The following is a 14,808-nucleotide window of genomic DNA, read 5'->3' on the forward strand; positions in this document are numbered from 1 at the left end:
GTTACCTTTCCGCCGCCGCGGAGGGATCGGGCATCAGCCTTGGACGCTGTGGGAGCTTGCCGATGCAGAGCAACAACCCGTTCTTCGACGATATGGCCCGTATGGCCAGTGGTGCCATGAGCGGCTTTGCCGGTCTCCGCCAGGAGATCGACCAGCTGGTGCGCCAGCGGGTGGAGCGCATGCTGGCCGAGATGGGGGCCGTGACCCGCGACGAGGCCGATGCGCTGCGCGCGCTGGCGGCGGGTCAGGCGGAACGCATTGCAGCACTGGAAGCCCGGGTGGCGGCGCTGGAGACGCCGGTGGCCGACACCACGGGGGATGCCACGGCAACCGACGCCTCCGGGGATCAGCCGGGCGCCGACGGATCCTCGGGATCTTGAGCGGGTCCACCGGCGCCGGACCGGTGCCGGCACGACCCGGCTTTGCCATCATCGCGCTCTGGCTGGGCGTGCTGGCGGTATCGACCGGTGCAATCTTCGCCCGCATGGCCGACGCCCCGGCGCTGGTCATCGCCACCGGCCGTATGGTGATCGCAAGCCTGGTGCTGCTGCCGTTGATCGGCCTGCGGCACCGGACGGCGATCCGTGGCCTGTCGGTGCGACATCTGGCGCTCGCGGGTGTGGCGGGCACCTTTCTGGCGCTGCATTTCGCAACCTGGATCAGTTCCCTCAGCTATACCTCGATCGCCAATTCGGTGCTGCTGGTCAACACGGTGCCGGTCTGGGTGGCGCTGGCCGGGCCGCTGGTCGGGCTGGACCGCCTGGACCGTCGGGGCTGGATCGCGGTGACATTGGCCTTCGCCGGGGCGGCGGTGGTGTCGGCACCGTCGGTCAGCCTGGAAGGTGACGGCCTGCTCGGCAATCTGCTGGCGGTGGCCGGCGCCGTTGCGATGGCCGCGTATCTGCTGTGCGGACGTGCGCTCAGGGCACGGCTTGACCTGGTCCCCTATATCATGCTGGCTTATGGCGTTGCCGCAATCATCCTGCTTCTGGCGACGCTGGCAGCCGGTCTGCCGCTTCTTGGACACGGGACAGCCACATATCTGGCCCTTGTCGCGATGGCACTTATCCCCCAACTAATTGGTCACAGCACCTATAACTGGTCGCTGAAAGCTCTGCCGGCGACGGCGGTGTCGATCTCGCTTCTGGGCGAGGCCGTCTTTGCAAGTCTGTGGGGATGGTTGTTCTTCGCCGAGGGTCTGCCGCCGTCCACGCTGGCCGGTGGCGCCCTGGTTCTGGCCGGCATCGTGCTGGCCCAGACCAGCCTCGACCGAACGCGACACGCAGGGGCCGGTCAGGCCTGAGCACAAGATCCGTTGCCAACGGATATCGTGTCCTGGTCCCGACCCAACCTGCGGAAACCGCCGGCCGCGCTCTTCACCTGAGGTGGTCGTAACTTTGCCCCCTTATTGACACTTGTTCCCACAGGGTCTCGGACCCACGATCGAGCTCATGGACGACGATCTCATCTGGAAAGCGCTCTCGGACCCCAGCCGCAGGCGCATCATCGAACTTCTTCACGCGCAACCGCGTCGCACCGGCGACCTTGCGGCCTGCTTCGAGGTAACCCGCTTTGCGGTCATGAAGCATCTCGACCTTCTGGTCGAGGCAGGTCTGGTCTCGGTGGAACGTCGCGGTCGCGAGCGGTGGAACCGGCTGGCGCTCGAACGCCTCACGCCGACGGTCGCAGGCTGGCTTGCCCAGTTCGCGGTCGGGACCGAGGCCGAACAGGGCAATCTGCCCGGTGCGGTCGAGGCCATGGCGATCGAGGCGGCTGTCGAGATCGACCTGCCGCGCCGACGTGCCTATCAGCTTTTCGTCGAACAGGCGGAAAACTGGTGGCCGCGTGAAGGAGAGGGCCGTGTACGGCTCGAAGCCGCAACCGGCGGCTGGCTTTATCTCGACCGCGGTCCCGGCCGCCCCCAGATGATCTGGGCGGTGATCGGCGATGCCCGGGCACCTGCAGCCGTCGAGTTGATCGGCGCCTGCGGACAGAAGGGTGTCGAAAGCGCCCGAACGCGCCTCGCCTTCGAGAAAGCCGGTAAAGGCCGCACAGTGGTGCATCTGCGCACCGATGCCCTCGTCACCCTGGATCAGGGCGGCAGGGAACGGTATCGCAGTTTCTGGCGCCGACTGTTAACCGATGCCTTCGCAACCTATGCCGACAGCCAGACCACGCCCGGCGACGCCGACCTCGACATCGAGGACGACGAGCATGGCGAGGCCCAGGCGGGCAGCACCGGCTGGCGCCGCGCCGTCAACGACGACGCCTGACGCCGGCCAGCCCCCGACACCACACGCGCCGGAGCCCGGAGATGACCCGGCTCCGGCGTGTGTGTGTCCGGACGGACGGATGACAGCCGGAGGGATGAGGACGGTCGGGCCCCATCGCTCCGGCGGCTTTTTCCTTGACGATTGCCACGCCCTCCCCTAAAGAGACGACTTCCAAAAGGCACCCGTCCGGGGTGCCGCCATCGACGACGCCGGCGCGGCGCATCGTCTGAGGGTTTCACGAAGCGTCCGCCCGCTGAAGGTTTCATCATGGCCCGTCGTTGCGAGCTTACCGGTAAGCGTTACATGGCAGGCAACAATGTCAGCCATGCGCACAACAAGTCCCGTCGCCGTTTCAACCCGAATGTTCAGGACACCTCGGTGTATTCCGATGTCCTCGGCCGCTCGGTGCGTCTGAAGGTGGCGGTCTCGACCCTGCGCTCGATCGAGCGTCGTGGCGGTCTGGACACGTTCCTGGCCGACGCGGCCGAGGTCGACCTGTCGCTTCCCGCCCGTCGGCTGAAGAAGCTGATCGGCGACAAGCGTGCGGTCCAGGCTGCGGAGCGTGCCGCCGCGGAGTGATCCGCGACGCCAGCGACCGATTGCCGGCGCAAGCTGCCAGTTGCATGATGAACCCGCGCCGGTCACCGGTCGCGGGTTCATCTGCGTCTGGGGCCTGATCCAACGACACCCCGATCTTTGACCAGCCAACCCGGGAGGCGCATTTCGTGCCGCTCCGGATTATCCGATGGCCTGTGCCGCCGTCTGGACGTCGGGCCCCGCTCAAGCTGGCCCGTGGCGTCCCTTTCAGGGAAAAGCCGCCTGATGATCATCGAACAACCGTCCCGTGCCGCCCCGCTCAGCCGCCTGTGGCTGCCGGTGCTGGCGATGACCGCCGCCATCGTGGTGTCCAACATCCTGGTCGGCTTTCCGATCAATGACTGGCTGACCTGGGGCGCCTTCAGCTATCCGCTGGCCTTCCTGGTCACAGACCTCACCAACCGTCGCTTCGGCACCGCATCGGCCCGCCGGGTGGTCTATGCCGGATTCGCGATCGCCGTGGTGATGTCGCTGTGGCTCGCCGATCCGCGGATCGCGATCGCGTCCGGTGCTGCCTTCCTGGTGTCGCAACTGATGGATGTGGCGGTGTTCGACCGGCTGCGGCGCCGGCCCTGGTGGCAGGCGCCGCTGGTATCGTCGTCGCTGGCCTCGGCTTTCGATACGGTGCTGTTCTTCACCATCGCTTTCCTTGGCACCGGCCTGCCCTGGATCAGCTGGGCGGTGGGCGACTGGGCCGTGAAGATGGCCATGGCGCTGGCTATGCTGGTGCCTTACCGCGCGCTGATGCGGGTGCTGCTGCCGGCACCGGATGTCGAGGTCCGGCGCGCCGGTTGAATCAGCCGCCGGCGGGCGTCTTGAACCGCCGGGCGTCGATCCTCAGGGCGCGCAGGCGCGAGGCAAGGGTGGTGGGCGGCAGGTCGAGCAGCGCCGCCGCTCCCGCAGGGCCATAGATCCGTCCGCCACACCGGCTGAGGGCGGCCTCGATCGCCTGGCGATCGCGGTTGCGGCGTTCGGTCTCGGTGATGATGGCGGCACTCTCGGCGGTGGCCGTCTCGGCGGCCCCGGCCATGGGGGCGATCGCCACCGGTGATGCCGGTCCCGGTATGGCCGGCGGCGGATCCCGCATCTCCAGGTCGAAGCGCAGGCGACCCCCGGATGCCAGGATCGCCGCCCGTTCGATCACGTTTTCCAGCTCGCGGACATTGCCCGGCCAGTCATAGCCGGTCAGCCGCTCGACATCGCCGCGGGTCAGCTTCAGGGCGGGAATGTTCAGGCGCCGGCAGGTCTGGGCCAGGAAATGGGCGGCCAGCAGCGGCACGTCGTCCAGCCGCTCGCGCAGCGGCACGCTCTCGATCGGGAACACGTTCAGGCGGAAATACAGATCCTCGCGGAACCGGCCGCGGCGGACCTCATCCTTCAGGTCGCGATTGGTCGCGGCCACGATCCGGACATCGACCGCGCGGGTGCGTTCCTCGCCCACCCGCTCGAAATGTCCCTCCTGAAGCACGCGCAACAGCTTGCCCTGCAATTCCAGCGGGATTTCGCCGACCTCGTCCAGAAACAACGTGCCGCCATCGGCCAGTTCGAACCGGCCCACCCGGTCGCGGACGGCGCCGGTGAAGGCGCCGCGGACATGGCCGAAGAATTCGCTTTCGAACAGCTCACGCGGGATCGCCGCGCAATTGACCCGGATCAGCGGCCGGTGCGACCGTCGGCCGGCTTCATGAATGGCGCGGGCGATCAGTTCCTTGCCGGTACCGCTTTCGCCGGTGATCAGCACATTGGCATCGGTCGGCGCCACCAGATCGATCTGCTGGGCGATCTTCTGGATGGCGGCATTGCGGCCGATGATGTGGTGGTGGTTGACCTCGGTGCGGATCTCTTCCAGCAGATAGGCGTTTTCGCGCTCCAGCCGTTCGCGCAGGGCATCCACCTCGGCCAGCGCCGCATGCAGCCGTTCCTCGGCCTCGCGCCGGCTGGTGACGTCGCGAAACACGATCACCGCCCCCACCACCATGCCGCGATCGCGGATCGGCGTGCTGGTATATTCAACCCGGATCGGCCGGCCGTCGCGGCACCAGAACACCTCATCCTCGACATGGCGGATCTCGCCCTCGCGGAAGGCGGCATAGATCGGGCATTCATGCTCAGGATAATGGCTGCCATCGGCATGGGTGTGGTGAACCATGCCATGCATGTCGTGTCCGACCAGTTCCTCGGCCCGCCAGCCCAGCAGCCGCTCGGCCGCCGGATTGACGAAGGTAGTGTGGCCATCGGCATTGATGCCGTAGATGCCCTCGCCGGCGGCGCGCAGGATCAACTGGTTCTGGCGCTCGACATCGCGGAAGAACCGCTCCACCCGCCGCCATTCGGCGATGCCGCTTTTCAGATAGGCATCGGCCTCGGCATCGACATCGCGGCGGTGGCGGTCGTCCTGGTCGGTGGCAACCAGCAGGATCAGGGTGCCGCCCGCATCGGGCGGCAGGCGGGTACCGTCATACTCCGCCACGACGTCGCTGCCATCGGGGCGGGTGATCGCCATGCCCCGGGTCCAGGCATGGCCCTTGTCGAGCACCGCTTCGGTAAACACCACCAGCGCCGGCATCTGGCCGGCATGCAGCTCGCTCATCCGAAGCGCGGCCAGGGTGTCGGCCGGCATGCCATACAGCCGCCCCGCCGCCGGATTGGCCAGCAGGATGCGGTCGGCGATCGGGTCGAAGACCAGCATCGGCTGTGCCGCGGCCTGGAACAGCAGCCGATGCAGCCCGGCGGCAAGCGGCACCGGCGGGCGGTTGACACGGGTGGCGGATGTGTCGGGCATGAACGATCCCCGGAACGGCGGGTGACGGACGGTCTGGTCGCGGGGGTATGCGCAGCCTAGCACGATGTGCCGGTGGATCACGAGATATCGTGACAAACGCCCACGGAAACTCGTTGATCACGAGATATCGTGGTGACGGGCGCCATGTGGCACCGCGTTAAATACCATTCTGTTTCAGTAACTTGATGTCCGATCCACTGGTTGGCCCGCCGGTTGCACTACAGAGGTCCATCCAAGGTGGTGCCCCCGCCCGCCGATCGCCGACCGACCATGTGCTGGGAGTGCCTCATGACCATCAAGAGCCTGGGCGATGCCTTCAACCCGGATGTCGATCTGACCCATGGCGCGGCCTGCGCCTGTGCTGCCTGCATCCCGGCCGGCCGGCGCTTCACGGCTGCGGCCGTCGAGCCGGCGGTGCCCGCGGATACCGAGGCGCTGGTCGACCGGATGGTCGAGAATGCGGTGGTCCGATCGGTGTTCGGCGGCAACGAGATCGCGCGCCGGTCGTTTCTGAAGACGATCGGTGCCGGCGCCTTCGCGGCGGCCCTGGCCGGCATCATTCCGCTCGATCGGGTGAAGGCGGCGGTGAAGGACGGGATGGGCGGCGGCGGGCCGCTTGAGAAGACCCGGCTGAATATCGGCTTCGTGCCGATCACCTGCGCCACCCCGATCATCATGGCCCATCCGATGGGGTTCTATGAACGCCAGGGTCTGGACGTGCAGGTGATCAAGACCGCCGGCTGGGCGGTGGCGCGCGACAAATCGCTGAACAAGGAATATGACGCGGCCCATATGCTGACGCCGATGCCGCTGGCCATCACCATGGGGGCGGGATCGACCGCCCAGCCCTTCGTGATGCCTGCGGTTGAAAACATCAATGGTCAGGCGATCGTGCTGCATGTCGGTCACAAGGACAAGCGCGACCCGAAGCAGTGGAAGGGCTTCAAGTTCGGCGTGCCCTTCGAATACTCCATGCACAATTTCCTGCTGCGCTATTACGTCGCGGAACACGGCCTCGATCCGGATCAGGACATTCAGATCCGCGTCGTGCCGCCGCCTGAGATGGTCGCCAATCTGCGTGCCGGCAATCTGGACGGCTATCTGTCGCCCGACCCGTTCAATCAGCGCGCGGTGTGGGAGAAGGTCGGCTTCATCCATCTGCTGACCAAGGAGATCTGGGAAGGCCATCCCTGCTGTGCCTTCGCCTGCTCCAAGGCCTTTGCCGACGAGCTGCCCAACACCTATGGCGCGCTGATGATGGCGCTGCTGGAAGCCACCGCCTATGCCGCCGATCCGGCCAACCGCAAGGAAATCTCGGCGGCGATCGCGCCGGCCAACTATCTGAACCAGCCGGTGCCGGTGATCGAACAGGTGCTGACCGGCCGCTTCGCCGACGGGCTGGGCGCGGTGCAGGACGTGCCCGACCGGATCGATTTCGATCCCTTCCCCTGGCATTCGATGGGGGTGTGGATCCTGACCCAGATGAAGCGCTGGGGCTATGTTTCCGGTGATCTGGACTATAGGGCGATCGCCGAACAGGTCTATCTGGCGACCGAGACCGGGGAGCGGATGAAGGCGATGGGCCAGACCCCGCCCGAGACCACCTATCGGACCCACACGATCATGGGCAAGGTCTTCGATCCGGCCGATCCGGAAGGCTATTTGTCCAGCTTCGCGATCCGGCGGGGGTGACGGATGGGCATGCCATCGCTTCGCATCCGTGCGGCCCTGCTGTCGCTCGCGGTCCTGGCCGTGATCCTCGGGGTGTGGGAGCTGTCGAACCCGGCGCCGGTCGCCGATGCCGCGCAGGATGAATATGCCCGGCTGATGGGCGGCGCCGATACTCAGGCGCGCCTGCCGGCGCCATCCGACATCCTGGGGCGCGCCTGGGAGGAACTCAGCGACCCGTTCTATGATGCCGGCCCGAACGACAAGGGCATCGGCATCCAGATCGGCTATTCGCTGTACCGGGTCGGGCTTGGCTATATCGCGGCGGCCGCCATCGCCCTGCCGCTCGGCTTCCTGATCGGCATGTCGCCGCTGGCTTACAAGGCGCTGGATCCGTTCATCCAGGTGCTGAGGCCGATATCGCCGCTGGCCTGGATGCCGCTGGCGCTGTTCGTGATCAAGGACAGTCAGGCCTCGGCGATCTTCGTCATCTTCATCTGCTCGATCTGGCCGATGCTGCTGAACACCGCCTTCGGCGTCGCCAATGTCCGCAAGGACTGGGTGAACGTGGCGCGGACCCATGAACTGGGCGCGCTCGCCACCGCCTTCCGGGTGATCCTGCCTGCGGCGGCGCCGACGATCGTCACCGGTATGCGGATCTCGATCGGCATCGCCTGGCTGGTGATCGTGGCGGCCGAGATGCTCGTCGGCGGCACCGGCATCGGCTATTACGTCTGGAACGAGTGGAACAATCTCGACCTGACCAGCGTGGTGTTCTCGATCCTGATCATCGGGATGGTGGGCATGGCGCTGGACATGATCCTGGGCGCGCTCGCCCGTGCCGTCGCCTATGCCGATTGAGGGGGCGATCCGATGACCACCGGCACCGACACAACCCCATCCGCGACCGCGACCCGGCCGTTTCTTGAAGTCAGCGGCCTTGCCCGTCGCTTCCCCGCCCGGGGCGGCGGCACGGTGACGGTGTTCGAGCATGTCGACTTCACCATGGATCGCGGCGAATTCGTCTGTGTGATCGGCCATTCCGGCTGCGGCAAGTCGACCATCCTCAACATCCTGGCCGGGCTCGACACCGCCTCGACCGGGGCGCTGGTGATGGATGGCCACGAAATCAGCGGCCCGGGCCTGGATCGCGGCGTGGTGTTCCAGAATTACAGCCTGCTACCCTGGGCCAGCGCGCTCGATAACGTCATCTTCGGCGTCCGCGCCCGTCACCGGTCGTGGTCCAGAGCGCAGATCCGCGCCCATGCCCTGGCCCATCTGGCCAAGGTGGGCCTGACCGGCGGCGCCGAGCACCGCAAGCCGTCGGAATTGTCGGGCGGCATGCGCCAGCGGGTCAGCATCGCCCGCGCCTTCGCGATCGAACCCCGGCTGCTGCTGCTGGATGAACCCTTCGGCGCGCTCGACGCCCTGACCCGCGGCACCATCCAGGACGAGTTGATCCGGATCTGGTCGGGCACCGATCAGAGCGTGTTCATGATCACCCACGACGTCGATGAGGCGATCCTGCTGGCCGACCGCATCCTGCTGATGACCAACGGCCCCCGCGCGCGCATCGCCGAAAGCGTGGTGATCGACATTCCCCGGCCGCGTGCCCGCGACACCATCCTGCATGACCCGGCCTATTACGCGATCCGCAACCATCTGGTCGAGTTCCTGACCCGGCGATCGCGTGAACTGGCCGGCGGCGACGCCGCGGACGGCGCCACCCATCCGCCCGCCTCGCGCACCATCCGCTTCGCCCGCAACCCGGCCGAGGCCGGATCGAGCGGGCCGGATGGCGAGATCGTGCCGCTGATCCGTGCGGCGCGCTGAACGGCCGCATCCCCCGAAACCACTGCCTCTGTCCGCCCCCCATGTTGATATTCCGGAAGGATCGACGATCATGACCGCGGAAACCCCCCCGTCGAAGAGCGATGCCACAGCCCTGATCCTGGCCGCCAAGGCCGCGAAGGGCCTGAGCTGGGAGGCCATCGCCGAGGCCGTCGGCATGTCGCCGGTCTGGACCACATCGGCGGCGCTGGGCATGAACAGCATGAGCCCCGCCACCGCCGAAGCGCTGGTCGCGGTGCTGGACCTGCCGGCGGCGGTGGTGCCGGCGCTGGTGGCCTTCCCGACCAAGGTCTGGGATCAGACGGTGCCGACCGACCCCGCGATCTATCGGCTGTACGAAATCGTCGGCGTCTATGGTCCGACTCTGAAAGAGGTCATCCAGGAGAAATTCGGCGACGGCATCATGAGCGCCATCGACTTCACCATGGAGGTCGAGAAGGTTGAGGATCCGAAGGGGGATCGGGTGAAGGTGACGATGATCGGCAAGTTCCTGCCCTATAAGGCCTGGTGATCCGGGCGCCAGGCGATGACCCCCGCGGTTCTGGCCCGCACCGCGGGGGTGGCGAGGCAGGTGGCGACCGCCTCATAGCCCGGTGTGCCGGAATATGGTTCGACCCGCATCGGCGGGCTGTGATTGGCCGGGCAGAGGATGATCGCCTCGTCCGGCCCCATCGCCGCCAGATCCAGGATCGCCGATGATCGGGTGAGCATGATCAGCGGCCGGCCCTCCGGCCCCCGGCGGCGCAGATACGCGATCAGCGCCTGCTGGCTTGCCGGGTCCAGCCCCTGTTCCACCATATCGATGACCAGAACCGCCGGGCTGGCGGCGTCGATCGCGGCCATCAGCACGCGCAGCGCATCGGACAGCGTGGCGCCCTCGTCGGCCAGCCAGTCGAGCGCCTCGGCCGTCGCCGTGCCGGCATCGATCACCCGATCGAGGCCGAGAAAGCCCGCATCGGGCAGGGCCTCGGCCAGACAGCGGGCCAGACGGGTCTTGCCGCTGCCGAGCGGGCCGGTGATATAGGTCAGCGCCGGGATGTCGCGGAACATGAAGCGCTCGCCGCCCCAGGGCCAGGGCAGGTCGACCGTCACCTGAAGGCCGGCAGGCGGGCGCAGCATATCGGCAAGATCGGCCGGGGCCGGTGCTCTGCCCCGGGCGAGATCGGCCCTGAGCGCGCCGATCCGGGCGATGGTCGCGGCAAGATCGCCGGCCTGACGCGCCAGTACCGCCTGATGGCGGGCCAGCACCGGCGCCAGATCGCGCGCATCGCCATCCAGAACCCGCGCGACCTGGGTCAGACTGAGGCCCAGCGCCCGCAGGGCCACGATGTCGGCCGCCCGCGCCATCGCATCGGGACCATAGGCCCGCCATCCCGCCGCCGTGCGTGCCGGGGTGACCAGCCCCCGCTGTTCATACAGCCTGAGCGCCTTGGGCGACACGCCAAGCCGGGCGGCGGCTTGTGATGGTGACAGGGCCGGGCTGGATGGTGGCATCGGGTGTCTCCTGAGTGTGGGCGGGCTCAAATGGTCGGACCGTCCACCTCTCTTATCGGCCCGACCCTTGGGGCCGGGTCAAGGGCATGATGTCGTCGCAATACTGTGGATAAAAACATTCAGTCTTGACTGTTTGTTAATGGACGCACACTCTTGTCATCAGAGGCGAGGCATCCGGCTGGGAGGCGGGCATGACGCAGCAGACAGGCGCCGCCATGCCGGCCAGGGCGCGGCGGACGCAGGAAATGCGCAGCGCCGAGATGCGCGACAAGCTGCTCTACGCCACCCTCGACGTGCTGATGGAAGCAGGCTATGGCCGTCTGGCGACACAGGCGGTGTGCGAACGCGCTGGCGTGTCGCGCGGGGCTTTGCTGCATCACTACCCGACCCGCGCCGATCTGCTGGCGGCGGCGATCGAACGGCTGCTGGACGACGAGATCGTCGAGATTCGCGGCATGGCGGCATCGGTGCGGTCCGGCGCCATCGGGCTGGATGCCTTCGTCGACGATCTGTGGCGGCGGTTCTCGGGCCGGCTGTTCTATATCACGCTGGAGCATATCACCGCCGCCCGCACCGATCCGGACCTGCGCGATGTGCTGCTGCCGATCGTGAAGCGCTTCCATGTGGCGCTGGACCAGATGTGGACCGAGTTCTTCGCGGCGCGCGGCACGGCCGACCGCGCCACCACCACCGTGCTGAACCTGACGCTGTGCCTGTTGCGGGGCATGGGCGCGCAGACGGTGCTGAAGCCCGATCCGGACTATTACCAGGAGCTGTTGCGCGCCTGGAAAACGATCCTGGCGACCCTTGTCGAAGGGCGCGGGACAGGCGGCATGCCGCATCTGCCCGCGTGAGGCGATGCGGCTTGCGGGAGACGCGCGACCGACCGGCCCCATGCACGCAGACCCGTGCGACAGAAGGGCCGGCGGCGGCCCCGGATATCCGGCGAGACCGGCATTCGGGATGGCGCGGATGACAGGGATGGCAAGGAGTGTCAGGGATGACAGACAAGACCGGATCGACCATGCGCCGGCTGCTGGCGGGTGGATCACTGGCGGTATTAACGGTGGCGATGGCGGCGACCGCGCCGGGCATGGCCCGGGCCGACGACACGCCGTTCCGGATCGGGGCGTTGAACCCGGTGACCGGCGCCGGCAGCCCCTACGGGCCGGGCATGCAGAAGGCGATCGTGATGGCGGCGGACGAGGTCAACCAGACCGGCGGCGTCTGCGGCCGCATGCTGGAGGTGACCGCCGAAGACACCCAGACCTCGCCCGATGCGGCGGTGCTGGCGGTGAAGAAGCTGATCGAGGTGAACGGCGCCCAGGTGATCATGGGCACCTGGTCGTCGGGTGTGACGCTGGCGGTGATGCCGATCACCGCCGCCGCCGGCATTCCGGAGCTGAACACCTCGGGTGCGCCGGCGATTTCGATGGAAGACAAGGACGACATGGTCTGGCGCTTCCAGGCCACCAATGACCGCTTCGGTCAGGCCTTCGCCAAGATCGCCACCATGCGTGGCTTCAAGCGCCCGGCGACCATGGCCTATAACAACGCCTCCGGCATCGGCAACACCGAGGGCTTCACCAAGGCCTGGACCGCGGATGGCGGCGCGGTGGTGAGCGCCGTGGTCTATGAGCCCAAGCGGCCCAGCTATCGTTCCGAATTACAGCAGATCCTGGCCGCCAACCCGGATGTGGTGGTGATGGGATCCTATCTTCAGGACACGACCGTGATCCTGCGGGAATGGTTCCAGAGCGGCCAGAGTCCCGACCTGCAATGGATCATTCCGGGCTGGGCCGCGAACCAGCAGTTGATCGACGCGCTGGGCCCCGAGGTCGCGGCCAGCATCATCTCGGTCGACAGCATCAGCAACGAGACCGCCCCCAGCTATGACCATTTCGCGGCAGCCTATCAGGCCGCGACCGGCAGCCCGGCATCGGGCAATGTCTATGCGGCGATGACCTATGACATGGTCATCTCGTGGGGACTGGCCATGCAGGCCGCCTGCCCCGACACGGCCCCCAAGGCGATCAACGCGGCGATCCGCAGCATCGACAGCGCCGACGGCACGCCGGTCTATACCTTCGCCGAGGGCAAGGCCGCGATCGAGGCCGGAAAGACCGTGAACTATGAAGGTGCGTCCAGCCGGCTGTCCTTCGACCAGTATGGCGACGTGACCCCCGATTTCAGCCTGTCCGAGATCGAGGGCACCAGCTTCGTGCGCAAGGACGTCGTCAAGTTCTGACGCTCGGCGCCGGTCCGGCGGTGTCCCGCTGCCGGACCGGCCACGCACACCCCTTGCATCACGTCCTTCGTGGAAACCCGCCAATGGACACCGCCTATTACCTCAACCTCGCCTTCAACGGGGTTGTCGAAGGCTCGATCTATGCCCTGGGCGCGCTGTCGATCACGCTGGTGTTCGGCATCGCCCGCTTTCCCAATGCCGCGACCGGCGATGTCATGACGGTCGGTGCCTTCGGCGGCCTTGCCGGCACCACGCTGGGCGGCGGTGTGATCGGCGCGATCCTGGCCGGCGTTGCCGCGTCGGCGGCGGTGACGGTGGCGTTCTATTACCTGCTGTTCCGGGCGCTGGCGAAACGCTCGGCGGTGGCATCGATGATCGCCTCGATCGGTCTCGCCTTTTTCCTGCGCGCAGCACTCGGCTTCTTCATGGGGCATGATCAGCGGGTCTATGACCTGCCGCTGGCCCGCGCGACGCTGGTGGGGCCGCTGCGGGTCCAGCCGGCGGATGTGCAGGTGATGGCGGCGGCGGCGGCGGCGCTGGCCGTCACCTTCGGGCTGCTGCACCTGACGCCGATCGGCCGGCGGATGCGCGCGGTGGCCGACAACCCCGATCTTGCCCGCGCCAGCGGCATCAACGCCGGCCGGGTGATGGTGGTGATGTGGCTGATGGCCGGGGCGCTTGCCGGGCTTGCCGGTGTGCTGCTGGGGGTGAAGACGGTGGTGACGCCCGATATGGGCTGGGATCTGCTGCTGCCGGCCTTCGCCGCCACCATCCTCGGCACCATCGGTAACCCGGTGGGGGCGGTTCTTGGGGGCTTGCTGATCGGCGTGGCACAAGAGCTGTCGACCCCTTTCGTCGGCTTCACCTACAAGATCGGGGTCGGTTTCGCGGTGCTGCTGCTGATGCTGATGATCCGCCCGCAGGGCCTGTTCGCCCGCAACGCGCTGGTGCGCTGATCTATCCCAGGCCCGGCAAGAGAGATCGACCGATGGATATCTACCTGCTCGCGGTCGCGGTCGTCACGCTCACCTACATGCTGATGACCTTCGGCCTCAATCTTCAATATGGCTTCACCGGGCTGATCAATTTCGGCCTGGTCGGTTTCTTCGCCATCGGCGCCTATACCAGCGCCCTGCTGGTGATGGCGGGGGTGCCGCTGCTGCTGGGCTTCGCCGCGGCCGCCCTGCTGGCGGCCCTTGCCGCCTGGCCGGTGGCGCTGCTGTCGCTGCGGCTGCGGATCGAGTATTTCGCGATCGTGATGCTGGGCTTTTCCGAAACCATCCGGCTGATCATCACCAATGAACGCTGGCTGACCGGCGGTGTGCAGGGCATTCCCGGCATCCCGTCCGCGGCCGCCGCCCTGGGCATCACCGGTGTCGATCCCAATCTGGTGACGCTGGCGCTGCTGGTGGTGGCGGTCGGTCTGGTGCTGGCGATCAACTGGCGGCTGGTGAACAGCCCCTTCGGCCGGATGATCCAGGCGATCCGCGACGATGAGGAGGCGGTGCGGTCGCTGGGCAAGCAGCCGGGCCGGTTCAAGGTAGCGGTGTTCATGGTCGGCAGCGCCTTTGCCGGCCTGTCCGGCGCCTTCTATGCCCATTACATCACCTACATCACGCCCGAACAATTCGTGCCGCTGCTGACCTTCTATGTCTGGGTGGCGATGATCTTCGGCGGGTCTGGTCGGGTGAGCGGTGCCGCCATCGGCACTATCGTACTGATCGGCTTTCTGGAAGGATCGCGGTTTCTGCGCGACGTGGTGCCGGGGATTTCCGAGGTCGAGATGGCAAGCCTCAGGCTGGGCGTGGTGGGCGTGGCGCTGATGCTGCTGATGCGTTTCCGGCCTGATGGCATTCTGGGCGCCAGGGCGGGGAGGGCGTAGGCGATGCAGGACA

The 14,808-nt window shown here is 67.1% G+C and carries 15 protein-coding genes; 13 read left to right on the forward strand and 2 right to left on the reverse strand.

Annotated features, from left to right (window positions below):
• Positions 1-62 precede the first annotated feature (62 nt).
• The 5 genes from IEW15_RS05350 (at position 63) to IEW15_RS05370 (ending at position 3,665) form a co-directional block, all read left to right on the forward strand.
• Positions 63-380, forward strand: a complete 318-nt coding sequence (locus IEW15_RS05350; RefSeq protein WP_188575701.1) for an accessory factor UbiK family protein — start codon at positions 63-65, stop codon at positions 378-380.
• Positions 377-1,303, forward strand: coding sequence for a DMT family transporter (locus IEW15_RS05355; protein WP_188575704.1), 927 nt, complete (start codon positions 377-379; stop codon positions 1,301-1,303). Before IEW15_RS05350 ends, IEW15_RS05355 begins: the two co-directional genes overlap by 4 nt.
• Positions 1,304-1,451: 148 nt before the next feature.
• A complete protein-coding gene (locus IEW15_RS05360) occupies positions 1,452-2,273 on the forward strand; it encodes an ArsR/SmtB family transcription factor (RefSeq protein ID WP_188575705.1) in 822 nt (273 codons plus the stop codon).
• Positions 2,274-2,540: 267 nt separating this feature from the next.
• Entirely contained in the window at positions 2,541-2,852 is a 312-nt protein-coding gene (rpmB, locus tag IEW15_RS05365) for a 50S ribosomal protein L28 (protein WP_188575707.1), read from the forward strand.
• Between the two features lie 243 nt (positions 2,853-3,095).
• Entirely contained in the window at positions 3,096-3,665 is a 570-nt protein-coding gene (locus tag IEW15_RS05370) for a queuosine precursor transporter (RefSeq protein WP_188575710.1), read from the forward strand.
• Between the two features lies 1 nt (position 3,666).
• Here IEW15_RS05370 and IEW15_RS05375 read toward each other — a convergent pair whose 3' ends face one another.
• The gene (locus IEW15_RS05375; protein WP_188575711.1) at positions 3,667-5,652 is read right to left on the reverse strand and encodes a sigma 54-interacting transcriptional regulator; all 1,986 of its coding nucleotides are present in this window, start codon (positions 5,650-5,652) and stop codon (positions 3,667-3,669) included.
• Positions 5,653-5,940: 288 nt separating this feature from the next.
• Between IEW15_RS05375 and IEW15_RS05380 the strand changes: the two genes are divergently transcribed.
• The 4 genes from IEW15_RS05380 to cynS all read left to right on the forward strand — a co-directional run bounded on the left by IEW15_RS05380 (position 5,941) and on the right by cynS (position 9,682).
• Positions 5,941-7,344, forward strand: coding sequence for a CmpA/NrtA family ABC transporter substrate-binding protein (locus tag IEW15_RS05380; RefSeq protein WP_188575713.1), 1,404 nt, complete (start codon positions 5,941-5,943; stop codon positions 7,342-7,344).
• Between the two features lie 9 nt (positions 7,345-7,353).
• On the forward strand, positions 7,354-8,181 hold the full coding sequence (gene ntrB / locus IEW15_RS05385; RefSeq protein WP_188575715.1) for a nitrate ABC transporter permease: 828 nt from the start codon (positions 7,354-7,356) through the stop codon (positions 8,179-8,181).
• Positions 8,182-8,193: 12 nt separating this feature from the next.
• Positions 8,194-9,153 (forward strand): ABC transporter ATP-binding protein, encoded by a 960-nt coding sequence (locus IEW15_RS05390; RefSeq protein ID WP_188575717.1) that lies wholly within the window; start codon positions 8,194-8,196, stop codon positions 9,151-9,153.
• A gap of 70 nt (positions 9,154-9,223) precedes the next feature.
• Positions 9,224-9,682: a cyanase gene (gene cynS / locus IEW15_RS05395; RefSeq protein WP_188575718.1), complete on the forward strand. Its 459-nt coding sequence runs from the start codon at positions 9,224-9,226 to the stop codon at positions 9,680-9,682.
• On the opposite strand, the gene IEW15_RS05400 is transcribed toward cynS, so the two are convergent.
• Complete coding sequence (locus tag IEW15_RS05400; protein WP_188575720.1) at positions 9,667-10,665, reverse strand: MerR family transcriptional regulator; 999 nt, start codon at positions 10,663-10,665, stop codon at positions 9,667-9,669. The genes cynS and IEW15_RS05400 overlap by 16 nt on opposite strands.
• Before the next feature lie 191 nt (positions 10,666-10,856).
• Between IEW15_RS05400 and IEW15_RS05405 the strand changes: the two genes are divergently transcribed.
• The 4 genes from IEW15_RS05405 to IEW15_RS05420 all read left to right on the forward strand — a co-directional run bounded on the left by IEW15_RS05405 (position 10,857) and on the right by IEW15_RS05420 (position 14,795).
• Positions 10,857-11,519 (forward strand): TetR/AcrR family transcriptional regulator, encoded by a 663-nt coding sequence (locus IEW15_RS05405; protein ID WP_229707843.1) that lies wholly within the window; start codon positions 10,857-10,859, stop codon positions 11,517-11,519.
• 146 nt (positions 11,520-11,665) lie between these two features.
• The gene (locus IEW15_RS05410; RefSeq protein WP_229707844.1) at positions 11,666-12,913 is read left to right on the forward strand and encodes an ABC transporter substrate-binding protein; all 1,248 of its coding nucleotides are present in this window, start codon (positions 11,666-11,668) and stop codon (positions 12,911-12,913) included.
• Between the two features lie 83 nt (positions 12,914-12,996).
• Positions 12,997-13,869: a branched-chain amino acid ABC transporter permease gene (locus tag IEW15_RS05415; protein ID WP_188575722.1), complete on the forward strand. Its 873-nt coding sequence runs from the start codon at positions 12,997-12,999 to the stop codon at positions 13,867-13,869.
• 32 nt (positions 13,870-13,901) lie between these two features.
• Complete coding sequence (locus IEW15_RS05420; protein WP_188575724.1) at positions 13,902-14,795, forward strand: branched-chain amino acid ABC transporter permease; 894 nt, start codon at positions 13,902-13,904, stop codon at positions 14,793-14,795.
• The last annotated feature ends 13 nt before the right edge of the window (positions 14,796-14,808 follow it).

This window comes from Tistrella bauzanensis (assembly GCF_014636235.1).
In the GTDB taxonomy this organism is placed as follows: domain Bacteria; phylum Pseudomonadota; class Alphaproteobacteria; order Tistrellales; family Tistrellaceae; genus Tistrella; species Tistrella bauzanensis.